The 20,753-nt window shown below is 68.4% G+C and carries 21 protein-coding genes; 14 read left to right on the top strand and 7 right to left on the bottom strand.

Going from position 1 to position 20,753, the window contains the following annotated elements; all coding sequences use genetic code 11:
- Positions 1-27: 27 nt before the first annotated feature.
- Entirely contained in the window at positions 28-1,473 is a 1,446-nt protein-coding gene (locus ACP59X_RS06715; protein WP_428566721.1) for an ATP-binding protein, read from the bottom strand.
- A gap of 131 nt (positions 1,474-1,604) precedes the next feature.
- Between ACP59X_RS06715 and thiM the strand changes: the two genes are divergently transcribed.
- Both thiM and thiE read left to right on the top strand, forming a co-directional pair.
- Positions 1,605-2,405 (top strand): hydroxyethylthiazole kinase, encoded by an 801-nt coding sequence (gene thiM / locus ACP59X_RS06720; RefSeq protein ID WP_428566724.1) that lies wholly within the window; start codon positions 1,605-1,607, stop codon positions 2,403-2,405.
- On the top strand, positions 2,402-3,040 hold the full coding sequence (gene thiE / locus ACP59X_RS06725) for a thiamine phosphate synthase (RefSeq protein ID WP_428566727.1): 639 nt from the start codon (positions 2,402-2,404) through the stop codon (positions 3,038-3,040). The genes thiM and thiE overlap by 4 nt, the downstream gene beginning before the upstream one ends.
- A 111-nt stretch (positions 3,041-3,151) precedes the next feature.
- Here the strand turns inward: thiE and ACP59X_RS06730 are convergent, their stop codons facing one another.
- Positions 3,152-4,843 carry an Lcl domain-containing protein gene (locus ACP59X_RS06730; protein WP_428566729.1) on the bottom strand — a complete coding sequence of 564 codons (1,692 nt, stop codon included), beginning with the start codon at positions 4,841-4,843 and terminating at the stop codon, positions 3,152-3,154.
- 424 nt (positions 4,844-5,267) lie between these two features.
- Positions 5,268-7,034 carry a 6-hydroxymethylpterin diphosphokinase MptE-like protein gene (locus tag ACP59X_RS06735; protein ID WP_428566734.1) on the bottom strand — a complete coding sequence of 589 codons (1,767 nt, stop codon included), beginning with the start codon at positions 7,032-7,034 and terminating at the stop codon, positions 5,268-5,270.
- 120 nt (positions 7,035-7,154) lie between these two features.
- Between ACP59X_RS06735 and ACP59X_RS06740 the strand changes: the two genes are divergently transcribed.
- A complete protein-coding gene (locus ACP59X_RS06740; RefSeq protein WP_428566736.1) occupies positions 7,155-9,458 on the top strand; it encodes a cysteine synthase in 2,304 nt (767 codons plus the stop codon).
- An 11-nt stretch (positions 9,459-9,469) separates the two neighbouring features.
- Positions 9,470-10,291, top strand: a complete 822-nt coding sequence (locus tag ACP59X_RS06745) for a methyltransferase domain-containing protein (RefSeq protein ID WP_428566739.1) — start codon at positions 9,470-9,472, stop codon at positions 10,289-10,291.
- Here the strand turns inward: ACP59X_RS06745 and ACP59X_RS06750 are convergent.
- Positions 10,272-10,952, bottom strand: coding sequence for a hypothetical protein (locus ACP59X_RS06750; RefSeq protein WP_428566742.1), 681 nt, complete (start codon positions 10,950-10,952; stop codon positions 10,272-10,274). The genes ACP59X_RS06745 and ACP59X_RS06750 overlap by 20 nt on opposite strands.
- 157 nt (positions 10,953-11,109) lie before the next feature.
- Here ACP59X_RS06750 and ACP59X_RS06755 point away from each other — a divergent pair, with 157 nt between their 5' ends.
- Positions 11,110-11,667: a hypothetical protein gene (locus tag ACP59X_RS06755; RefSeq protein ID WP_428566745.1), complete on the top strand. Its 558-nt coding sequence runs from the start codon at positions 11,110-11,112 to the stop codon at positions 11,665-11,667.
- Between the two features lie 279 nt (positions 11,668-11,946).
- Here ACP59X_RS06755 and ACP59X_RS06760 read toward each other — a convergent pair whose 3' ends face one another.
- Together ACP59X_RS06760 and ACP59X_RS06765 are read right to left on the bottom strand one after the other, a co-directional pair.
- Positions 11,947-12,117 (bottom strand): hypothetical protein, encoded by a 171-nt coding sequence (locus tag ACP59X_RS06760; RefSeq protein WP_428566748.1) that lies wholly within the window; start codon positions 12,115-12,117, stop codon positions 11,947-11,949.
- 118 nt (positions 12,118-12,235) lie between these two features.
- Positions 12,236-12,670 (bottom strand): PilZ domain-containing protein, encoded by a 435-nt coding sequence (locus ACP59X_RS06765; RefSeq protein WP_428566752.1) that lies wholly within the window; start codon positions 12,668-12,670, stop codon positions 12,236-12,238.
- 162 nt (positions 12,671-12,832) lie between these two features.
- Between ACP59X_RS06765 and ACP59X_RS06770 the strand changes: the two genes are divergently transcribed.
- On the top strand, positions 12,833-13,237 hold the full coding sequence (locus ACP59X_RS06770; protein ID WP_428566756.1) for an ImmA/IrrE family metallo-endopeptidase: 405 nt from the start codon (positions 12,833-12,835) through the stop codon (positions 13,235-13,237).
- Between the two features lie 155 nt (positions 13,238-13,392).
- Here ACP59X_RS06770 and ACP59X_RS06775 read toward each other — a convergent pair whose 3' ends face one another.
- Positions 13,393-14,040: an EcsC family protein gene (locus ACP59X_RS06775; protein ID WP_428566760.1), complete on the bottom strand. Its 648-nt coding sequence runs from the start codon at positions 14,038-14,040 to the stop codon at positions 13,393-13,395.
- 144 nt (positions 14,041-14,184) lie between these two features.
- On the opposite strand from ACP59X_RS06775, the gene ACP59X_RS06780 reads away from it, so the two are divergent.
- The 8 genes from ACP59X_RS06780 to ACP59X_RS06815 all read left to right on the top strand — a co-directional run bounded on the left by ACP59X_RS06780 (position 14,185) and on the right by ACP59X_RS06815 (position 20,723).
- On the top strand, positions 14,185-14,844 hold the full coding sequence (locus ACP59X_RS06780) for an RlmE family RNA methyltransferase (RefSeq protein ID WP_428566763.1): 660 nt from the start codon (positions 14,185-14,187) through the stop codon (positions 14,842-14,844).
- Between the two features lie 64 nt (positions 14,845-14,908).
- Positions 14,909-15,646 carry a YebC/PmpR family DNA-binding transcriptional regulator gene (locus ACP59X_RS06785; RefSeq protein ID WP_428566767.1) on the top strand — a complete coding sequence of 246 codons (738 nt, stop codon included), beginning with the start codon at positions 14,909-14,911 and terminating at the stop codon, positions 15,644-15,646.
- 231 nt (positions 15,647-15,877) lie between these two features.
- The gene (ruvC, locus tag ACP59X_RS06790; protein WP_428566770.1) at positions 15,878-16,387 is read left to right on the top strand and encodes a crossover junction endodeoxyribonuclease RuvC; all 510 of its coding nucleotides are present in this window, start codon (positions 15,878-15,880) and stop codon (positions 16,385-16,387) included.
- A complete protein-coding gene (gene ruvA, locus ACP59X_RS06795) occupies positions 16,384-16,995 on the top strand; it encodes a Holliday junction branch migration protein RuvA (RefSeq protein WP_428566773.1) in 612 nt (203 codons plus the stop codon). The genes ruvC and ruvA overlap by 4 nt, the downstream gene beginning before the upstream one ends.
- Complete coding sequence (ruvB, locus tag ACP59X_RS06800; RefSeq protein WP_428566776.1) at positions 16,992-17,984, top strand: Holliday junction branch migration DNA helicase RuvB; 993 nt, start codon at positions 16,992-16,994, stop codon at positions 17,982-17,984. Before ruvA ends, ruvB begins: the two co-directional genes overlap by 4 nt.
- Before the next feature lies 1 nt (position 17,985).
- Complete coding sequence (gene thyX, locus ACP59X_RS06805; protein ID WP_428566779.1) at positions 17,986-18,732, top strand: FAD-dependent thymidylate synthase; 747 nt, start codon at positions 17,986-17,988, stop codon at positions 18,730-18,732.
- A 502-nt stretch (positions 18,733-19,234) separates the two neighbouring features.
- Positions 19,235-20,608 carry a chromosomal replication initiator protein DnaA gene (locus ACP59X_RS06810; protein WP_428566784.1) on the top strand — a complete coding sequence of 458 codons (1,374 nt, stop codon included), beginning with the start codon at positions 19,235-19,237 and terminating at the stop codon, positions 20,606-20,608.
- A complete protein-coding gene (locus ACP59X_RS06815; RefSeq protein WP_428566787.1) occupies positions 20,601-20,723 on the top strand; it encodes a hypothetical protein in 123 nt (40 codons plus the stop codon). The genes ACP59X_RS06810 and ACP59X_RS06815 overlap by 8 nt, the downstream gene beginning before the upstream one ends.
- The last annotated feature ends 30 nt before the right edge of the window (positions 20,724-20,753 follow it).

Genomic DNA, 20,753 nt, shown 5'->3' on the forward strand with positions numbered 1-20,753 from the left:
GTGTTTCGCCGCCTGGGTCTCGCTTTGTTAGGCGACGGGGCTGGGGGCGTCGGGAAGGTCGAAGGGCGCCGACAGGGTGAAGCTGGCGCCATGGCCGGGCAGGCTGGTGGCGCCGAGGTTGCCGTCCAGGATGGCGGCATGGGCCCGGGCGATGGCCAGGCCGACGCCGAGGCCGCCCGTGGACCGGACAAGGACGTTTTCCTTGGCGGCGAAGGGTTCGAACAGGCCGGGCAGGCGCTTGGGATCGATGCCCGGGCCGGAGTCGACGATGGTGGCGACGAGGTGGAGGCGGCCCTTGTCCGGGGAGGTGGCCGAAAGGGTCACCGAGACCTGGCCGGACGGGGTGAACTTGATGGCGTTGCCGACCAGGATTTCGATGACGCGCGCGAAACGGGCGCCGTCGCCCCGCAACTGGCAGGGCAGGTCCGGCCGTGCCTGGAAGGTGAGGCACAGGCCTTTGCGCCGGGCCTCGGTCCCGGCCACCTCCAGAACGTCGGCCAAGAGCGTCGCCGGCGAGAAAAGGGTCACCTCACGCCCGGCCAGGCCGCTGGTCAGGCCGGAAAGCTCCAGGAGTTCCTTGACTTGTTCGTTGAGGACCAGGCCCGACTTGCGGGCGTCCTCGAGAAACGAGCGTTGTTCGGGGGTAAGCCCCGTGCACAGCGTCAGGTCGAGCATGCCCAGGAGCCCGTTGAGCGGGGTGCGCAACTCGTGGCTGAGGATGGACAGGAAGACGCTTTTGGCTTTGCTGGCCTCCTCGGCCCGCTGCCGGCCCCGCAGGATGGCCGAGGCGCCGAAGCCGATGCCGAGCGAACCCACGGCCCAGATCACCAGAAACAGCATGGCGGCCTCGGCCAGCCCGGTGTTCTGGGCGGCCAGGTAGCGCCCCGCCGGCAGCAGGACGCTGATGCCGCCGCGCACGTCGCCGAGTTTGTAGCCTTGCTTGGCGTGGCAGGGCAGGCAGGGTTCGGTCACGAAAAGCGGCGCCATGTACAGGAACTGCGGCGGGGACGCGGCGCTGTCGAGTTGCGCCACTTCGTGCGTGCCGGCCTCGAAGCGTTCCAGGGCCAGGCGCTCCCAGGCCGTGGGGGCGTTCTCCGGCCGCAACGGCGAAAGGCTGGTGATGTGCAGGCGCGGATGGTCTTCCCGCACCGAGAGTTCGGAAATCTGCCGGGTCATGAAGGCGGGGTTGACCCGGGCCAGGGTCTGGCCGCCAACGGCTTCGAGGCTGCGGCCTTCCTCGGGCAGGTAGGGATTGGGGGCGGTGTCCTCGTCGAGGAACACGTACACGCCGCCATGGCGGGCATTCCACTGGCGGGTGACGACGATCAGGTCGAAGTAGGCCCTGGCCGCCTCGAGCATCATGTCGTGGTTGTGCCGCTTATGGGTGTGGGCCTGGATGACGAACAGGATGCCGAGAAGCAGCGTCCAGGCGACGATGGCCAAGGCGGGTATGCGGGAGTTGCTTCTCGGCATGTTTGTTTCATACGAAAATTCGGGGAAAAGGAAAAGCGGCAACTGGCCGCGTTGCCAACCGTCCCCGGACCGGATAGGTTCGCGCCGCCAGGGGCTTAGGCCCCAACAACCACAACCGCACGGATTGCGCCATGACGTTTGCCGCCGCCGTTTTTCGCGACCTGGGCCGCTTGCGCGCCGCCAGGCCGCTTGTGGTCAACATCACCAACAATGTCGTCACCAACACCACGGCCAACGCCCTGCTCGCCCTGGGCGCCTCCCCGGCCATGACCCACCATGCGGTGGACGCCGCCGAACTGGCCGCCCTGGCCGGGGCGGTGGTGTGCAACATGGGTACGCCGGGCGAGGAGAACGTGACCGCCATGCTGGCCGCGGCCGACGCGGCCCGGGCCGCCGGCGTGCCCGTGGTTTTCGACCCCGTGGCCGCCGGCGTCACCTCGCGGCGCCGCGCGGTGGCCAGGGCCATGCTCGAGGCCGGGCCGGTGGCCGCCATCCGGGGCAACGCCTCGGAGATCCTGGCCCTGGCCGGGGAAGACGCCCGGGCCAAGGGCGCGGACAGCCGCCACGACAGCCAGGAGGCGGCCGAGGCCGCCGCGCGCCTGGCCGGCAAGCTCGGCTGCGTGGTCTGCGTCAGCGGCGCGGTGGATGTGGTCACCGACGGCAGCCGGCGCCTGGACCTGGCCGGCGGCCATGCCTTGATGCCCCTGGTGACGGGCCTGGGCTGCACGGCCACGGCCTTTGTCGGCGCGTTCGCGGCGCTTGGCGGCGACCCGTTTGCGGCCACGGTCCACGCCATGGCCGCCATGGCCGCGGCCGGGGCCGTGGCCGGTACCGGCGCGGCCGGGCCGGGCAGCTTTTTCGTGCGGTTCCTCGACGCCGCCTACGGCCTGACCGAGGCCGACATCGCCGCCGGGGCGCGGCTGGTGGCATGAGCCGGCCTCCTTTCGACCTGGGCGTCTACCTGGTCACGGACCGGCCGGCGCTTGCGGGCCGCGATCTGCTGGATGTGGTGGCGGCGGCCGTGGCCGGCGGCGCGGGCATGGTGCAGTTGCGCGAAAAGGCCGCGACCACCCGGGAATTCGTGGAACTGGCCCGGGCGGTCATGACCGTCACGCGGCCGCGCGGCGTGCCGCTGCTCGTCAACGACCGCCTGGACGTGGCCCTGGCCGCCGGGGCCGACGGGGTCCACGTGGGCCAGGACGACATGCACCCGGCCGATGTCCGGGCGCTGCTCGGCCCGGATGCCCTCATCGGGTTGTCGGTGACGGGCGAGGCGGAAACGCGCGCCGCCGCCGGGCTGCCCGTGGACTACCTGGGCGCCGGGCCGGTCTTCGCCACAGCCACCAAAAAAGACGCCGGCGCGCCCCAGGGGCTTGCGGGCCTGCGGCGCATGGTCGCCCTGGCCGAGGTGCCGGTGGTGGCCATCGGCGCCATCAGCCTGGCCAACGCCGCCTCGGTCCTGGCCACGGGCGTGGCCGGGCTGGCCGTGGTCTCGGCCGTGTGTTCGGCCGACGATCCGGCCGCCGCGGCGGCGGCCCTGCGGCGCATCGTCCGGGAGCGGGCCTAGGGCGGAGTGAAGCTGCGACACGGGGCCGTGGGGTTCCGTCGGGCTGGCCCATGAAAACGGGGGCCGGGGAAACAATCCCCGGCCCCCGTTCGCGTTGGCGGCAGGTGGCTCTCAGTTGCCGCTGTCGAGCAGGAGCAGGTTGGTGGGCACGCCGTTGCCGGCCGGGCTTTTCACCTCGATGACGTTGGAACCGTTCGACGTGCTGTAGGCATCCTTGGCCTTCACGCCGTAGCGATACGTGTGGCCGGGGGTGAGGCCGGTCACGGCGTACGTGGTGACGTTGCCGACGTCGAGGTTCTTGATGTTGGACACGTAGGCTTTGGCCGTCGCGTCATAGACGCTGAGCAGGTAGCTTGTGGCCCCGCCGACGGCGGCCCAGTTGGCCGTGAAGCTGGTGGGGGTCACGCCCGTGGCCGCGGCGGCCACGGGCGCCGCGATGGCGGAGGCAACGCTGAAGGTGCCCTGGGTCATGCCCCAGTTCCCGGAATTGGACACCACGAGGATTTTCACCGTGGAGGCAAAGACGTTGAGGGCGTTGGGCGAGAAGGTGTAGGAGCCCGAGTTGGCGACACCGCCGGCGAACTTGATGGCCGACAGGGTGGCGGCGAGGGCGGCGTCGGGGCTTGTGTCGTCGAGCTGCCCCAGGGAATCGTTGATGGCGTAAAGGTCCACTGTCGCGCCGGGGATGGCCGCGGCGTTCCATTGCAGGGTGGCGTTGGCGGCGAAGTACAGCGAAGCCCCGGCTGCGGGCGCGGTCACGGCGCCGGCGGCGTAGCTGCCGAGGGTCGGGGCCAGGGACGGGCCGGAGCGGACGCAGATGAGCATGGGCAGTGAGTCTTCGTTCGGTCCGACGCCGGTGGCTTTTTTCCCTCGGAAGGATCGGCCTTCGTTGTAGACCCCCATGACCATGGCGTAATCCGGCAAATCGTTCTCCGAGGTCGACGACCAGAAGACGGGCGGGTTGCCGACGTTGCCAAAACCGACCGGCAGGGCGGGGTTGGTTCGGGTATCGTCGAAGAGGCTGTAGAGTTCCGAGATGTTGGGCATGCGCCAGTCCGTGTACCCGCCGGCCTCGAGGGTTTCGCAATAGCCGAGGGCCTGCTGCCAGGTCTTCCCCGTGGTGACGGAATTTTTCGTCCACATGGTGCCGGTGCTCGTGTCCGTGATGGTCGTGCCGTTATCCGTCGGGGTGAAGGCCGGCAGGGCATCGCCCCGGACGCACCGGGTGGCGAGGCCGGTGGAGGCGGTGTCCTTGGAGCGCAGTTCCATGTAGGCGGTCCCGTTGGCCAAGGCATAGGCCTGGGTGGTGTCGACGATGTACGTGGTCGAGGTCCAGAAGGATTCGTTCGACTTCGTACTTTGCAAGAGATTGGCAAAAGTCGGGATATCCCTGTTGTAGCTGACGAGCGTGGCGATCTCCCGGCGGCTGGGCAGGCGCCAGTCGGTGTGGCCGCCCGTGTCCAGGGCCGCGCAGTAGGCGCCGGCGTTGTCCCAGTTGAGTCCCGTCCGGTCCGGCGTCTGCTGCCACACAAGGCCCGTGTTGGCGTCCGTGACCGTGCCGTTGCCGTTGTCCGTCAAGGCCATGGGCGCGCCGAGATAGTTGCCGTCCTGCCCGTAGAAATCGGCCGAGGGGCTGGTCGGGCAGGGGATTTGCTGCGTGGTGTCGTAACATTTCGTTTGCACGGTGTCCGGCAGGAGGAACGCTTGGGCCGAAACGGGGACGAGCAGACAGCCCAGGGCCGTGAGAAGCCGTGCAAGGCGGGCGAATCGCCCATGCTTCGCCAGGACGCTTGAAAATGCCATGTTTCACCTCTCTCCCGGTACCATACTTTTGATGTATATAATCAAAACAAGAAACCGTTTGGATTCGTAATGAGTCCATGGAAAAAAAACAAGGGGTGCCCGTTGGCGCGGGAAGAGGGAGTTGCTTGGTGGGCAGGCAGTGCGTTTGTGCTACTAAAGCAACGAAAAAGAATGATGTTGTGGCAATGACTGATTTGTAAGCAATGGAGGCCGTTGCCTACGGGGAAGCGATCGGATCAGGAAAAAATTGTTGATGGTTGTCGTCCGGCCGGGCCTGTTAGAGTGGAATGTCTTTCGTGAATGGATTTTTCGTTGTCGCAAGAGAGTGTTCGTGCCAGCCTCGCAGTGGTTTGCCGCAACTATGGCATCTCGGACGGACTGTCCAACCGCCAACCAACCGAAAGGATTGGGCAGGCGGCCGCCGCTAGGCCGCCCAGGAACCCGACGGCCCCAGGCAGGCGTCTATTTCCCGGGTCTTTTCCAGGACGCGGCGCCGGATGTCCTGGAACTCCGTCAATTCCTTGACCCCGTAGTGGGTCCGGGTCTGGATGATGCCGGCCAGTTCCATGATTTCGTTGTAAATATACGGCAGGTACAGCGGGTCGTGGCGCAGGAAGAATTGGATCTGCGACAGCAGGTGGTGGATCTCGGCCTGGTGCTTGTGGGCCTTGCGCACGAGCTTTTCCAGCCGCCGGGTGGCATTGGCCAGGGATTTGGCCCACTCGCCGGCTTTTTGCGAAAATACCGGCCGCACCCGGGGGCCGGCTGCCCGGCCGAGCGCCTCCAGGAACACCCGCCGGGCCGCGCCCTGGCCGTCGAAAAAGCCCGGCGCCGCCAGGTCCTCGGCCGTGATGTTGTGCGTCCCCTCGATGACCGCCCCGTCGCCGTAGAGGTTGTAGAAGCGGGCGCCGCTCGCGGCGATGTCCCGCTCCAGGTCGCGCTTGGCCGCCAGGAAGGCCAGGTCCGTGTGGATGGGCTGGCCATGCAGGTTTTGCAGCGTCGCCTCGGACCGGGCGTCCGACCGTCCGGGGTCGGCGTTGTGGTGGCCCGGGGCGTGGGTCGAGTCACCGGACCAGGCCAGGTCCTGGCCCACCAGCACGAAGCGCCGGGCCCCGGCCCACAGGAAAAACCGCTCCAGGGTCACGCCCACGTTGCCCCCGGCGTCGAGCACCAGTTCCTGGTCCTTGAGCACGTAGGTGGCCAGCCCCCCTTCCGTCCACAGGGGCAGGCGCGGCCCGGGATAGCGCCCCACCACGTCGGGCTGCATTTTCGTGGAATAAATCAGCGGCACGTCGGCGGCAAACGACGGGTCGCGCAGGTTGTCGATCCCCCGGCCGGTGACCGGGCCGTAGTCGATGGCCAGGCACAGGTGGGGTTTGAGCCCCAGCCGCTCCAGGGCCGGCAGGGTCTGCAGGGCCGTGGCGAACAGGGCCTTGTCCCGGTAGGCGGCCAAGGCCGCCCCGAACCGGGCCAGGGACGGGCCGGCGCCCAGGATCACCACCGTCAAATCCTTGGCCGCGCCGGCCACGCGCAAAAGGCTCCCGTCCTGCATGGCCCGGGCGTAGTTGCGCAACTCGTTGCCGACCATGACCTCCTGCTTGAAACGCAGCGTGGACAGTTCCACGCCGAGGTTTTCGAGCCTGGCCCGCACATGGGCCGTGGCCCGGGCGTACTGCGGCCCCAGTTGCAGGCTCGGCCCGTCGGCCCGCAGGTTGATGCGGGCGTACAGGAAGCTCACGTCCAGGGTCGTGAGGGCCTGCTCCACCACCTGCTTGTCCGGCGGCAAAAATTGCAGTTGGCCCGAGGCCAGAAACGGCCGGTAGTCGGTTTGGCTCAGGCAAGCCAGCAGCATCTCCGGCAGCGGCTCGATGACCAGGATTTTGTGGGAGGGCGGTACGCCGGTCAGCACGTGGTTGAGGCCGTAGCCCAGGGCCGTGCCGATGATGACCGTGGCGCCGCCGGGGAGTTTTTCCGTGGGCCGCCAGTCCCGGTAGTGGACGGCCGGCGGGAAGGCCTCGAAAAGGCCCCGGCCGTCGTCCATGCGCCAGTCCAGGGTGCCATGGTGGTTATTGAAGATGCGGGTATAGACGTCTTCGGGGCTGGGCGAGCCGGCGGCCAGCCAACGGGCCACGGGCGTGCCCGAGGAGGCCAAGGCCATGAGGTTGTCGGCCAGAAACGAGGTGCTTTGCATGGGTCCGTCCTTGGGCGCGATGGGGCTCGGAAAGCAATAATCCTGCCAGGCTTGCCGGTCCGCCGTTTTTTGCCTACCACGATCCGACCGGGACACGGAGATCGCATCCACGAGGCATCCATGATTCACGACAACGTCCTTTCCCTGGTCGGCCAGACGCCACTGGTGCGGCTTGCGCGCATCTGCCCCAACCCGGCCGTGACCATGGCCGCCAAGGTGGAAATGCGCAATCCCGGCGGCTCCATCAAGGACCGGGTCGCCCTGGCCATGATCGAGGCGGCCGAACGGGCCGGGGAGCTCGTGCCCGGCCGCACCGTCATCGAGGCCACCTCCGGCAATACCGGCATCGGCCTGGCCATGGTCTGCGCTGTCAAGGGCTACAACTTGAAGCTCCTGATGCCCGCTTCGGCCTCGGAGGAGCGCAAGCGCATCATGCGGGCCTACGGCGCGGAAATCGTGCTCACCCCGGGCAACCTCGGCACCGACGGCGCCATCGAGGAGGCCTACCGCCTGGCCCGGGAGGAGCCCGACCGCTACGTCCTCATGGACCAGTTCAACAACCCGGCCAGCATCGAGGCCCACTACGCCGGCACGGCCGAGGAGATTTTCGCTGCCACCGGCGGCGCCGTCAGCCACGTGGTCGTGGCCCTGGGCACCTCGGGCACGGCCATGGGGCTGGTCAAGAAGCTCAAGGAATTGAACCCGGCCGTCAAGGTCGTGGCGGTGGAGCCCAACCCCGGGCACAAGATCCAGGGCCTCAAGAACATGCAGGAGTCCTATCCGCCGGGCATTTTCGACAAGAAGGCCCTGGATGCCATCGTGCCCGTGGAGGACGAGGACGCTTTTGCCATGGCCCGGCGCCTGGCCCGGGAGGAAGGGCTTTTCGTCGGCATGAGCGGCGGGGCGGCCACGGCCGCCGCGGCCGAACTGGCCGCCGGGCTGGCCTCGGGGCTCATTGTCGTCATCTTGGCCGATGGCGGCGAGCGCTACCTTTCCACCACGCTTTTTGCGGCGCCCGAGAAAAAGGGCGTGGCCCTTGGCAGCGTGGGGGCCACGGAGCCGGTCTACCTGGACCCGGCCGGGGCGGCGCCCGGGCTTTTCACCTTCGGCCCGCCCCTGGCCGACCCCGGCGACCTGGACGCCTGGCGGCGGGTGGTGACCCTCGACGTACTGCGCCGGGTGCTGGCCCGGGGGGGCGCCCGGCCGAGCCTGGCCGTGGGCCTGGCCGACCTGGAGGACAAATGCCTGGAGGCGGCCCGGGCGGCGGGCACGCCCTGCCGCCGCTTCGCCGCCGAGGCCCGGGACACGGTGGCGGCCATGGCCGTCTCCCTGGGCGTGACCGGCGCGGTCTTTCCCCTGGCCGGCGAATGCCTGGACGAGGCCCTGGCCATGACCCGAAAGCTCATGGGCAAGGGCTTGGCCTACGAGAAGCTGCGCAGCGTCTATTTCGACGTGGCCCGGGACAAGTCCTACGGCGGGCTGCTCGGGCTGGACATGACCAAGCTGGCGCTGGGCAAGACCGTGGACCTGCTGGCCTACACCAAGGACAATCCCCAGGATTTCACGCTGCTCAAACGCGTGAGCCTCAAGGACCTCAAGGCCGGCGACGCCCTGTCCACGCCCTGGGGCAACGTGCGGCCGAGCTGGTTCCTTCAGATGGCGGCCACGGCGGCCAAGGCCCTGCCGGCCGTGACCGTGGTGCTGACCGATGAGGACAAGGCCTTTCCGCACCTGGAAAATTTGCGTTCCATCTGGGCGGTGGGGGCGGGGCTCGCCCCGGCGGCCTGGCTGGTGGGCGGTCGGGTCGGGGCCCGGGAGGGCGAGGAGGCGCTGGGCGCCGGGCTTGGTGGCTGCCTGGCCCTGGGCGTCCATCCCCTGGCCGTGCGGGCCTGGCTGCTTTCGGCCGGCTACAAAAAGCCCCTGGCCGCCGCGGCCGAGGCCCTGCGCATGTGGGAGAAAAACCGCAATCGCGTCCAGGAGCTGGCGGCCAACGTCAGCCTCGTGCCCGACGGTGCGGGCGAGCCCGCTGCCGCGGTTGCGGCCGAGGCCGAGGGGCTCGGGGAGACCTTGCGCGCGGCCGTTGCCGACGACCTGACCCTGTCGCGGTTTTGGCCGCGCCTGTTCGCTTTTTGCCGTTTCGCCAACGGCCTGCTTTCGGCCGGCCGGCTGCGCGGCCCCGACGCCCGCTGCCTGGGCGCGGCCCTGGGCGAGGCCGACGCGCTGCTCGGGCTGCTCGACCCGTCCCGGCTGCCCGTGGCCCAGGCCGACTGGCCGGCCGAGGCGGCCGGGCTCGTGGCCAGGCGCGCCGCCGCCCGGCAGGCCAGGGACTTCGCCCTGGCCGACAGCCTGCGCGCTGCCATCGAGGGGCTCGGCTACCGCCTGGAGGACGCCGCCGACGGGTTGCGGCTGTTTCCCCTGAGGTGAGGGCCGGGGCCATGACCGCCTACCTGGCCACGGGGTTCGCCGGCCTCGACCACGAGGGCGACCAGGCGCCCTTTGTCGACTGCCTGCGCCTGCTTGGCCGGCTGCCGGGCATGGCCGCCGTCAAGGCCGAGACGCTGGCCCGCCTGGGCCTGGCCCCGGGGATGCGCGTCCTGGAAGTGGGCTGCGGCCTGGGCGTCGAGGCGGCGGCCATGGCCGGGTTGGTCTGCCCGGGCGGCCTGGTCGTGGCCCTGGACGCGAGCCTGGGCATGCTGTCGCGGCTGGAGCCGGCGGCCGTCCCCGGCGCGGTGCGCCTGCCCTTGGCCGGCGACGCCACCCGGCTGCCACTGGCCGACGCGAGCTGCGACGCCTGCCGGGTGGAGCGCACCCTCCAGCATGTGCCGGACCCGGGGGCGGCCCTGGCCGAGATGGCCCGCGTCACCCGTCCCGGCGGCCGGGTCCTGGCCTTGGAGCCGGATTGGGGCACCTTCGTGTTCGATTCCGAGTTGCGGGAGACGGCCCGGGCCGTGGGCGAGGCCTGGTGCGACAGTTTTCGTTCGGGCTGGGTCGGCCGCCGGCTCCCCCGGCTCATGGCCGAGGCCGGCCTGACGGTTGCGGCCGTTTCGCCCCGAAGCCTCGTCTCGCGGGATTTGGCCGAGGCCGAGGCCGTCTACAACCTGCTGGCCACCGTGGGGCGCGCCGTGGCGGACGGGCGCCTTGAGGCCTCGGCCGGCGCGGCCCTTGCGGCCGAGCAGCGCCAGCTGGACGCCGCCGGCCGTTTTTTCGCCAGCCTGACTTTTTTCCTGGTCGAGGGCCTCAAGCCGGCGGCGGGGTGAAGGCCACGAGCAGGACCCATTTGTCGCCGAACCGCGTTTCGGCGAATTCCTGCCGCAGGGCCGCCATGCCCGCCGGCGCGGAAATTTCCAGGCGATGGACGCCCCGGCCCGGGGTGGCGTGGTAGAAAAACGCCCGGCCCGAGGCGTCGCGCACGACCAGGGCCACGTGGTAGTAGTACAGCCGCCCCTTGATGTTCTTGCTCAGTGCCGCCAGGGCCATCTCCCCGGGTTTGAGCCCGTCCAGGGCGGCCCGCCAGGCGGCGGCGTCGTGCAGGGGAAAGCCGCGCTGGGACGAGGCATCGAGGCCGGCCGGGTCGCCGGCCGGGGCGCCCGGGGCCAGGACCCGGCGGGGCAGGCCCTCGGTCACGTTGCACACGAGGTCGTAGCCGAAATCCCAGTCCTCGCCGCGCGGGCTGGCCGGGCCGGAATCGCCCTTGCGGTCGCGCTTGACGGCCGCCAGGGGCAGGGGGCGGCGCAGCAGGGTCCTTGAGGCGGTGGTCACGAAGCCGCTGCAATTATAGCCCGCCGTGGGGAAGGTGGCGGCCGGATCGGCGAAAAGCGTATGCCGGCCGGCGGGATCGTCCACGCCGTCGTCGCGGTAGGGCAGGCCGAGCAGCGGTTGCAGGGCGGCGATCGGGTCGGCCGGCGGCGGCCCGGCCATGGCCCCGCAAACACTCAGGACAAGGGCCAGCAGGCCGGCGGCAAATTGACCGGGAAGGGAAAGCCGCGTAGTGGTAACGGGATAGTCGGGCCGGAAAAACGGGGGCCGTTTCCCGGACGAGGCCGGAACACCATGGAATCTGCGCAGGAGGCGGAAGATGAAGTTCAACATCGAGATCAAGGGTTTCGGTCAGCGCGTCTTTTATTCCTACATCGAGAAGGAAGTGGTCAAGGAAGCCAGGGAGACCAACCGGGAACGCTACATCGAATACATTTTTCACGGCGTGGACAACAATCTGCATTCCTCGGGCGAGGACTTGCTGGAGAGCAACCGCCCCGTGGTTTATATTATTGTCAATGAAAAAGAAAAGCTCCGGGTCAGCCTAAACAAGATCAATTGCGAGGTCAAGAACTACCCGGCCAAGAAGATTTTCCAGCCGTTCGTCAAGAACAGCCTGCTCTATTGCTTCGGCTACAACGAGGAATACATTCACACCTATTCGTTTAGCGACGTGGAAGAGATCGACATCGACAAGATCACCGCCCGCATCGTCGAGACGGAGATTCCCAAGACCATCGAGAACAATGTCTGGATGCAAAAGATCATCCATATCGAAAGCATGCTCTACGACGGCAAGGAGATCAAGCGGGAGGAGTTCCTGTCGCGGCCCATGCCGACCATTCTCGGCCCGGTCATCATCGATCTCGAGAATTGAGCCGGCGGCCGCCGCGCGGGTGTTCCGTTTCTAAAAGCCCGGTGCGCCGCGCCGGGCTTTTTTTGTGGCCGAGCCGGAAAGGCGCTGCGGCACGTGGCCCGCGACGCGCGGCCTGCCCGGGGTGCGGGGACGGGCAGGGCGTGGGCCGGTTGGGCCCGCCCGGCACCAAACCACAAACAGGGGAAAGGGCCGGCAAGGGCGTGGGGCGGTTGGGCTCATCCGCACCCGGGCACCAACAGGGTGCAGGGTCGCAAAGGGGTTGGGCGGCCCGGCCGGCGCTCAGTCCGTGGTGGGTGATTCGGCGTCCAGCTCGGCCAGGGCGTTTTCCAGAAGCCTGTCGGCCAGGTCCTTGATGGTGTTGCGCCGGGGGTCGAGGCCCAGCGACGCGGCCAGTTCCATGATCTTGTCCCCGGTTTTGACCGCGTGGCGAATCTTTTCGTAGTCCTGCATGGGCCGCGCCGTGCCTTGCCTTGCGCCCTGGCCGCCGACCGGCTGGGGCTTTGGGCCATGATAGCCCCTCGGGCGGCCGGGCGCAACGCCGGTGTGACGGCCTGGCCGGCCGCCTGCCTCAATTTTTGACGATACGCGTGATGTCCAGGTGCGACACGGCCAGGGGGCGCTCGAAGCAGATGCCGAATTCGTCGTTCTTGAGCCAGCGTACGATGGCGGCCTGGTAGCGGGCCAGTTCGCCGAAGGGTTGGAGCTGCGGGTTGAAAAGCAGGCGCTGGCCCAGGTGCACGCGCACGGGCAGGTCCTCGTGGCAGCGCAGCCGGGCTCCCCGCCGGCTGATGTCCACGATGAGCACGTCGGCGCAGACTTCCTCGGTCTGGACGCGGCCGCGATTGAGCAGCGCCCCGTTGCCGACGCTGATGCGCTCGGCGTCGCGCCGTTCGCCGCAATCGCGGCAACGCCAATAGGAAAGGGCCGGCGGGGCCTGGGGAATGAATTCCTGCCAGGTGGGCTTGCCGCAGTGGGGACAGCGTTTGAATTCGATCAGCGCCATGGCGTTAGCCCTGGATACATCAGGCGACGGGACGCCCCTAATGGCCCAATCTCTCTATCATTCGCGCCGCCGTCCCGCAACCGTCCCACAACGTCCCGTCTTGACGGATGCCCTGGCTGGGTTATTTTCCTGTGGTCGGCCACGGCCGGCAAAGGAGCGGGTATGGCGGGACTGTTGGCCAGGCTTTTCGAATTGGCCGAAAAGCGGCCCGACCTCAAGGTCACCGAGGTCGACGACATCGATAGCTGGGGTTTTTTGCTGTTTCGTGACGACCGCTATCACATTTACATCAACCGGTCCGTGCGCGATTTCCGCAAGACCATGGCCCTGGCCGACGAACTCGGCCATTACGCCTTGCGCCGCCGCATCGCCCGGCGCGAAGGCACGCCGCCGGCCGCCGCCACCATGGTCGAGCGCATCCGGGAGGACAAGGCCTGCGACGCCTGGGCGGCCAAATTCACCCGCCGGCTCCTGTACATGATCCGCCGGGGCCTGCATGGCGCCACCTCGCGCCGGCCCCGGCAGGGGCGCTACGATCCGTCCTGGCGCTTGCCGCAAAAAAACTGACGCGGGCTCGCCAGCCGCGAAAACAGGCCGGGGTTTTTCGGAAAAGGCGATCCGGAGGGTGTTTTCCGCGAAAAAGCCGAGCCGCGTTTCACGGGCGGGGCCGGCCACGCCCCAGGCGCCTGCTTGGGCGGTTGGGCTTGGGGAAGGCGGCCGGCTCAGTCGGCCGGGGCGGGCCGGGCCGGGGTGTCGGCCAGCAGGGCCATGGCCGCCTGGGCGATGCCGGCCGTGGCCGCCACGTTGATGGAGGCGCCCACCAGACCCCCGACCACCGGGGCGAGCCGGGAAGCCCCCAAAAGCCCCGTTTCCCCCAGTTGGGCCACAAGCCGCAGGCCCACCAGTTCGTTGATGCGCCGGACGGTGTCGGCGCCAAGGCGCTCGAAAAGCGCCGCCGTGACCTTGCCGCCAAGGGCCGCGCCGCCGGCCGCCGCCACTTCCGCCGCCTTGGAGCCGCACAGGCACAGCCCGCACAGGGCCCGTACCCGGGGATCGGCCAGGTCGTGGCCGCAGACGATGGCCATGGCCTGGACCATGCGCACCTGGACGAACAGCGTGCCGGCCAGGTTGGCGGCGAGGCCGGCCGGCAGCAGGGCCAACCCGCCGCAATTGGCCAGAAATCCCGTGGCCGCCGCCCGGCGCTTGTGGCTTTTGGCCAGGGCGCGCAGGCGTTTTTCCAGGGGCTCGGCCGGGTCCATGTGCCGGGCGGCCAGGGAAGCGGCCGATTCCTGGCCGGGCAGGCCCTTTTCGGCCCGGGACCAGGCCCAGTGCAGGGCGCGCAACAAGGTTTTTTGGCTGATGACGGCCACGGGGATGTCCTTTTGGCTGGTGTTTGCCGGGAAATAAGGCTTTTGGCGCGCCGGGCAAGGGCTGCCTGGGCCGCCCGTGCCCGGCCGCCACGGACGTCTTTCCCTTGAAACCTGTTTCGGATAACGGTATCCCGGGCAGCCGCCATGAAAACGTACCGCGACCATTATTTCAAGAAGGCCAAACAGGACAACTACCCGGCCCGGTCGGTCTACAAGCTCGAGGAGATCGACAAGCCCCTGCGCCTGCTTGTGCCGGGCGCGGCCGTGCTCGACCTCGGGGCCTGCCCCGGCTCCTGGACGCTCTACGCCGCCGGCCGCGTCGGCCAGACGGGCCGCGTGCTGGCCGTCGACCTCAACGAGGCCGGGGTCGCCTTTCCGGGCAACGTCACCTACCTGACCGGGGACATGCTCGATCCGGGGCCGGACATCCGCGACGCCTTCGCCCGCCTGGGCCCCTTCGACGTGGTGCTGTCCGACATGGCCCCCAAGACCACGGGGGTGAAGTTCACCGACCAGGCCCGGTCGCTGGAATTGTGCGAGGCCGCCCTGGGCGTGGCCCTGGCCCGGCTCACCCCCGGCGGTGCCTTCGTGGTGAAGATTTTCCAGGGTCCCGACGCCCCGGCCTTCCAGAAGGGGTTGCGGGCGTATTTCGACAAGGTCCGCGTGGTCAAGCCCAAGAGCTCCCGGGCCGAGAGCAAGGAAATCTTCTACGTGGCCACCGGTTTTCGCCCCAGCGCCGCCGAGCTGCCCGAGCCCGACCCGCCGCCCTTGCCCGCCGGCGGCGGGCCGGCCACCAACGGATAGGGCAAGGCGAGACGCAACGACAAGCAACCGGGGCGCCCGGTTTTTCATGCAGTGAGGATTCCCAATGGCCGGACATAGCAAATGGCACAACATCCAGGCCCGCAAGTCGGTCCAGGACGCCAAGAAGAGCAAGTTTTTCACCAAGGTTACCAAGGAACTCATGCTGGCCGCCAGGGCCGGCGGGGCCGACACGGCCCTTAATAATCGCCTGAAATCCGCCATTGCCGCGGCCAAGGCCGTCAACCTGCCCAAGGACAAGATCGAGCAGGCCATCAAGAAGGGCACCGGGGAACTGGCCGGCGAAAACTTCGACGAGGTCATGTACGAAGGGTACGGTCCGGGCGGCGTGGCCATCCTCGTCGAGGCGGCAACAGACAACCGCAACCGCACCGTGGCCGAGGTGCGCCACATCCTGGCCAAGGGCGGCGGCGCCATGGGCGAGGCCGGCTGCGTGGGCTGGATGTTCTCCAAAAAGGGCGTGTTCTCCTTCCCCAAGGCGTCCTTTACCGAGGACAGCCTCATGGAAGTCGGCCTGGAGCACGGGGCCGAGGAGATCGCCGACGAGGGCGACGTCTGGGAGGTCCACTGCGCCCCCGAGGATTTCGATGCCCTCACCGCCGCCTTCGAGGCCGCCGGCATGGTGTCCGAGGACGCCGAGGTGGCCATGATGCCGGCCAACACCGTGTCCCTGGACGTCGAGAACGGCCAGAAGCTGCTCAAGCTCATCGACATGCTCGAAGACAACGACGACGTGCAGAAAGTCCACACCAACGGCGATCTGCCCGACGAATTGCTGGGCTAACCAGGGGCGCTGCCCCTGGACCCCGCCAGGAGAGGCGCTGCCTCTCCTGGACCTCTCCGCCGGGGGGCATGATGCCCCCCGGACCCCCTCGCAAGGGGGAAAGGGAGGGCGGCGTACGTTGCCCTAACGGCTTGGAGAAAAGTGGTTTCTCCGAGGCATGCGCGCAGAGCGGCTCAAGCCCTCTGGCCGCCGGAGGCCTCCACCCCTGACTCCCTTCACGGATGAAACGAGATGCAAGGCACCGCGCAACAGATCGTGCTTGGGCTTGACCCGGGTTCCAGGGTCACGGGCTACGGCTTCGTGCGCGAGCGTTCGGGCGTGCTGGAGCTGGTGGCCGCGGGCGTCGTGCGCACGGCGGCCGAGTCCGATTTTTGCCGCCGCCTGGGCGTGATCTACAGTGCCGTGGCCGAGCTCATTGCCGTACACAAGCCCGTGGAGGCGGCCGTGGAAAACGTCTTCGTCTCCAAAAACCCGGGCACGGCCCTCAAGCTCGGCCAGGCCCGGGGCGCGGCCCTGGCGGCTTGCGCCGTGGCCGGGCTGCCGGTATTTTCCTACGAGCCCACGGTCATCAAGAAGAGCCTGGTGGGCGTTGGCCGGGCCGAGAAATCCCAAGTGGCCTTCATGGTGGCCAGGGTGCTGGCATGCCGGGAAACCTTCGCCGCGGACGCGACCGACGCTTTGGCCGTGGCCGTGTGCCACCTGAACCAGAGGCGTTTGACACGCCTGTGCGGGGCGCGATGATCGGCTATATCGAAGGCCGGGTCGTGGCCCGGCGCGAACGCTTCGTTATCGTGCTGACGGCCGGGGGCCTGGGCTACGAACTGGAGCTGCCGGCGCCGGCCGCCGCCGCCTTGCCGGCCACGGGCGGGGCTTGCTCCCTGTTCGTCCACACCGTAGTGCGCGAGGACGCCTTCGAGCTCTTCGGCTTCGCCAGCCTGGAGGACCGAGAGACCTTCCGGCTGCTGCTTGGCATCACCAAGCTCGGGCCGCGCACGGCCCTGGCCATCCTCTCGTGCTACGGCGCCGACGACCTGGCCCGGCTGGTGGCCACGGGCGACATGGAGGCCCTGACGCGGGTGCCGGGCATCGGCAAAAAAAGCGCCCAGCGGATTTTCATCGAGCTGACCTACAAACTCGAAGGCAAGGCGGCCACGGCGGCTTCCTTGGCCGCGCCGGCCGGGTTTGGCCCGGGCGTTGCCGCCGACGTGGTGGCGGGGCTGGCCAATCTGGGCTATCCTGAAGCCGACGCCCGGCGCGTGGCCACCGCCGTGCTCGAGGCCGAACCCGACCTCGACGTGGCCGGCGCGTTGCGCCAGGCCCTCAAGCGCCTGGCCGCCGAGAAGTCATGAACGACGATTGCCAAGTATCCGCCGGCCCCGCCGCCGGCCCGGACGACAGCATCCGGCCGTCGCGGCTCAATGATTTCATTGGCCAGGACGACCTGCGGGCCAATTTGCGGGTTTTTTTGCGCGCCGCCCAGGAGCAGGGCCGGCCGTTGGACCATAGCCTGCTCTACGGCCCGCCGGGCCTGGGCAAGACGACCCTGGCCCAGATCATGGCCTCGGAGCTCGGCGTCAACCTGGTGACCACCACCGGCCCCGTGCTCGAACGCTGCGGCGACCTGGCCGCCATCGTCACCAACCTGCGCCGGGGGGACATCCTCTTTATTGATGAGATCCACCGCATGCCGCCGGCCGTGGAGGAGATCCTCTATCCGGCCATGGAGGATTTCAAGCTCGACCTCATCATCGGCCAGGGACCCGGGGCGCGCACGGTGCGCATCGACCTCGAGCCCTTCACCCTGGTTGGCGCGACCACCCGGCTGGGGCTTTTGACCTCCCCCCTGCGCGACCGCTTCGGCGTGATTTTTCGCCTGGATTTTTACTCGCCCGAGGAGCTTTCGCGCATCGTCTCCCGGGCGGCCGCCATCATCGGCATCGGCATCACGCCCGGCGGGGCGCTGGTGGTGGGGCAGCGCTCCCGGGGCACGCCGCGCATCGCCGGCAGGCTCTTGCGCCGGCTGCGCGATTTCGCCGTGGTGGCCGGCGCGGCCACCCTGGACGAGGAGCTCGCCCGCGAGGCCTTGGCCCGCCTGGACGTGGACCCCCACGGCCTGGACCAGATGGACCGCAAGATCCTGGAAACCATCATCGGCCACTACGAGGGCGGGCCGGTCGGCGTGAAGACCCTGGCCGTGGCCCTCAGTGAAGAGGTCCGCACCATCGAGGAGATCTACGAGCCCTACCTCATCCAGTGCGGGCTTATCAAACGCACGCCGCGCGGCCGGGTGGCCACGGCCAAGGCCTATGCCCACATCAAGAAAGGAATGCTCGACTGACATGCCCGCCATCAGCCAATCGGTGACCCTGCTCGCCCACACCCCCGACGCCTTGTCGCTGATCTACGCCGCCTTTCGCCAATGCTACCACCCGGGCGATGTGGCCGACCTGTGGCCGCGGCTGCTTGCGGGCGAAATCCCTCCGGAAAAGCAGGCCGATTTCGTCGGCCGCATCCTGGCCTCGGGCCACGAGTCGCCCATCGAGCACGTGTCGTTCAGCTTCGCCGTGGCCGGCGTGTCCCGGGCGCTGACTCATCAGCTCGTGCGCCATCGCCTGGCCAGCTACTCCCAGCAGTCCCAGCGCTACGTGGACGCGGCCGGCTTCGACTACGTCCTGCCGCCGGCCGTCGCCGCCATCCCCGAGGCCCGGGAGCGCTTCGAGGCGGCCATGGAGCGGGCCGGCGCGGCCTATGCCGAGCTCCAGGAGATCCTTTCCCGCCACGGCCGGGGCGCCAAGGCCAACGAGGACGCCCGGTTCGTGCTGCCCAACGCCTGCGAGACCAAGATTGTGGTCACCATGAACTGCCGGTCGCTGCTGCATTTTTTCGAGCTGCGCTGCTGCCTGCGGGCCCAGTGGGAGATCCGGGCCATGGCCATGGCCATGCTGGGGCTGTGCCGGGAGGCTTTGCCGGTCATCTTCGCCCGGGCCGGGGCGCGTTGCGAGCGCCTGGGCTATTGCCCGGAGGAGGAACGGTTCAGTTGCGGCCGCTTCCCGCGCCTGGCGGAAATTCCGCGTAGTTCCGTGTAAATCCCGATTTTCGCTCTTTTGGCCCCCCAAAAAGCCCGTGCCTTTGGTGACGGGCTTTTTTCGTTTTCCGTTTCCAAACGGTCACAGATGCGGGATAATCTTTTTTTTATAATGAATTTATGGTGTTGTTCGTGTCGTGTGCATGAGCGCCCGGGGGCTGTGGGGCCGGATCGGCAAGGGCGGGGCGGGTTTTCCCGCTGGTCAACCCCAAAATAGCTTGTTGGAAGACGAAAAAAATAAATCCACGGTGCGTAAAATTGAGAAAACGCGAGTCATTGTTGTGGAAAACACTTTCACAAATGTGCATAAGGCCCCCCCCCGGCCGCAAAGCCTTGCCCCGTGCGGCCTCGCGCAAGCGCCCGAAAACCCCGTCCTGGCTGGGTCCTCCGGAATCGTTAGGAATGCCGGCTGGTTGCGTTGTAGAGAACCAAAGGGGCCACCCCCTTATTCCGGCGCCTAATCAGCCTTTGCCCCGGGGCCGCCCCTCCTTAAGGTGCCCCCCATGGAAACGATCTGGCCCAAAACCAAGCAGCTCCTCCAAACGACCTTAAGCCCCGGACTCTACAACCTCTGGATCAAGCCGCTCGCGGCCCGGGCCCGCGACGGAGTCTTGGAACTGGCCGCGCCCAACGCCTTCGTGGCGTCCTGGGTGCGGGAGCGGTTGGCCGATGCCGTGGCCGACGCCGCTGCCGTGGTCATGGGCGCGCGCCCCCGGGTGGAAGTGGTCGAAGCCCGGGCCCAGGCCGCGGCCGCTCCCGGCCGCATCACCGCCACCGCCACCGGCGCCGCGCCGCGCGCCACCCGCGCCCCCAAGCCCCTGACCCTGCCCATGGTCCCCAAAGCCCCGGACACCGACGCCGCGCGGTTTCGCTTCAGCTACGACGAATTCGTGGTCGGCCCGAGCAACGAACTGGCCTATGTGGCCAGCCGGGGCATCTGCGACATGTCCCTGTCCGCCGACCAGCTCTTCATCAGTTCCGCCCCGGGCCTGGGCAAGACCCACCTCATCCAGTCCATGGGCCGCCAGTTGTGCCACGCGGGCCTGGAGGCCGGCCGCAATCTGCGCGTGGCCTACCTGTCGGCCGAGGAATTCGCCAACCGCCTGGTCCTGGCGCTCAAAACCAAGCAGGTGGAGCGGTTCAAGGCCGCTTTCCGCGAAAACGTCGACGTGCTGCTGCTCGAGGACGTGCACTTTTTCCGTGACAAGCCGCGTATCCAGGACGAACTGCTCAATACCCTCAAGGCCCTCAATTCCCGGGGCTGCCGCCTGGTTTTCACCAGCTCCTTCCTGCCCAAGGACTTGTCCGGCCTCGATGCCCAGCTCCTGTCGCGCATCTCCTCCGGGTTTCTGGCCGTCATCGACAAGCCCGACCTGGCCACGCGCAAGCGCATCCTGGAAAGCAAGGCGGCCATCCACCAGGTGCTTCTGCCCGACGCCGTCTCGACGCTTCTGGCCGACAAGCTCCACGCCGACGTGCGCCAGCTCGAAAGCTGCCTGCAAAACCTGGTGCTCAAGGCCCGGCTGCTCAATTGCCGCATCTCCGTGGACCTGGCCTGGGACGTGCTGCGCCACTACGACGTGTCCAGCCGGCCCCTGACCCTGGACGACATCGTCTCCTACGTCTGCGACGTCTACCGCCTCTCCCCGGACCAGCTCGTGTCCAAGTCGCGCAAGCGCCAGTACGTCCTGGCCCGCAACACCGCCTTCCTGCTGGCCCGCCAGCACACCGACCTGTCGCTGGTGGACATCGGCAACCGCTTCAACCGCCGCCATTCCACGGTGGTCAAGGGCATCACCGCCCTGGAGAAACACCTGTCGCTCAAGACCCCGCTGGGGCGCGAACTGGAGCGGACCATCGAGAGCATCCATGCCTGATATTTTTCGCTGCGACCCCGCCACGGACTGTCCCGCGCCGGGACCCGGCCGGTTGTGCCGTCAGGCCGCCGGCCACAAGGCGCGCTACGACATAGTATCCGCCATCACCAGCTAGGGGGAGGCCGCCATTGGCCGGGCGAACGCC

The sequence above is a fragment of the Solidesulfovibrio sp. DCME genome, assembly GCF_049995385.1.
In the GTDB taxonomy this organism is placed as follows: domain Bacteria; phylum Desulfobacterota; class Desulfovibrionia; order Desulfovibrionales; family Desulfovibrionaceae; genus Solidesulfovibrio.

What these genes read in the sequence shown, in the direction of transcription:
- ACP59X_RS06750 (WP_428566742.1), bottom strand. Translation starts at nt 10,952, where the DNA reads ATGGCCGGGCCGCCGCCGGCCGACCCGATCGCCGCCCTGCAACCGCTG.
- thyX (WP_428566779.1), top strand. Translation starts at nt 17,986, where the DNA reads ATGCCCGCCATCAGCCAATCGGTGACCCTGCTCGCCCACACCCCCGAC.
- ruvB (WP_428566776.1), top strand. Translation starts at nt 16,992, where the DNA reads ATGAACGACGATTGCCAAGTATCCGCCGGCCCCGCCGCCGGCCCGGAC.
- thiE (WP_428566727.1), top strand. Translation starts at nt 2,402, where the DNA reads ATGAGCCGGCCTCCTTTCGACCTGGGCGTCTACCTGGTCACGGACCGG.
- ACP59X_RS06785 (WP_428566767.1), top strand. Translation starts at nt 14,909, where the DNA reads ATGGCCGGACATAGCAAATGGCACAACATCCAGGCCCGCAAGTCGGTC.
- ACP59X_RS06715 (WP_428566721.1), bottom strand. Translation starts at nt 1,473, where the DNA reads ATGCCGAGAAGCAACTCCCGCATACCCGCCTTGGCCATCGTCGCCTGG.
- ACP59X_RS06765 (WP_428566752.1), bottom strand. Translation starts at nt 12,670, where the DNA reads ATGGCGCTGATCGAATTCAAACGCTGTCCCCACTGCGGCAAGCCCACC.
- ACP59X_RS06730 (WP_428566729.1), bottom strand. Translation starts at nt 4,843, where the DNA reads ATGGCATTTTCAAGCGTCCTGGCGAAGCATGGGCGATTCGCCCGCCTT.
- ACP59X_RS06810 (WP_428566784.1), top strand. Translation starts at nt 19,235, where the DNA reads ATGGAAACGATCTGGCCCAAAACCAAGCAGCTCCTCCAAACGACCTTA.
- ACP59X_RS06755 (WP_428566745.1), top strand. Translation starts at nt 11,110, where the DNA reads ATGAAGTTCAACATCGAGATCAAGGGTTTCGGTCAGCGCGTCTTTTAT.
- thiM (WP_428566724.1), top strand. Translation starts at nt 1,605, where the DNA reads ATGACGTTTGCCGCCGCCGTTTTTCGCGACCTGGGCCGCTTGCGCGCC.
- ACP59X_RS06770 (WP_428566756.1), top strand. Translation starts at nt 12,833, where the DNA reads ATGGCGGGACTGTTGGCCAGGCTTTTCGAATTGGCCGAAAAGCGGCCC.
- ruvA (WP_428566773.1), top strand. Translation starts at nt 16,384, where the DNA reads ATGATCGGCTATATCGAAGGCCGGGTCGTGGCCCGGCGCGAACGCTTC.
- ACP59X_RS06780 (WP_428566763.1), top strand. Translation starts at nt 14,185, where the DNA reads ATGAAAACGTACCGCGACCATTATTTCAAGAAGGCCAAACAGGACAAC.
- ACP59X_RS06740 (WP_428566736.1), top strand. Translation starts at nt 7,155, where the DNA reads ATGATTCACGACAACGTCCTTTCCCTGGTCGGCCAGACGCCACTGGTG.
- ACP59X_RS06735 (WP_428566734.1), bottom strand. Translation starts at nt 7,034, where the DNA reads ATGCAAAGCACCTCGTTTCTGGCCGACAACCTCATGGCCTTGGCCTCC.
- ACP59X_RS06745 (WP_428566739.1), top strand. Translation starts at nt 9,470, where the DNA reads ATGACCGCCTACCTGGCCACGGGGTTCGCCGGCCTCGACCACGAGGGC.
- ACP59X_RS06760 (WP_428566748.1), bottom strand. Translation starts at nt 12,117, where the DNA reads ATGCAGGACTACGAAAAGATTCGCCACGCGGTCAAAACCGGGGACAAG.
- ruvC (WP_428566770.1), top strand. Translation starts at nt 15,878, where the DNA reads ATGCAAGGCACCGCGCAACAGATCGTGCTTGGGCTTGACCCGGGTTCC.
- ACP59X_RS06815 (WP_428566787.1), top strand. Translation starts at nt 20,601, where the DNA reads ATGCCTGATATTTTTCGCTGCGACCCCGCCACGGACTGTCCCGCGCCG.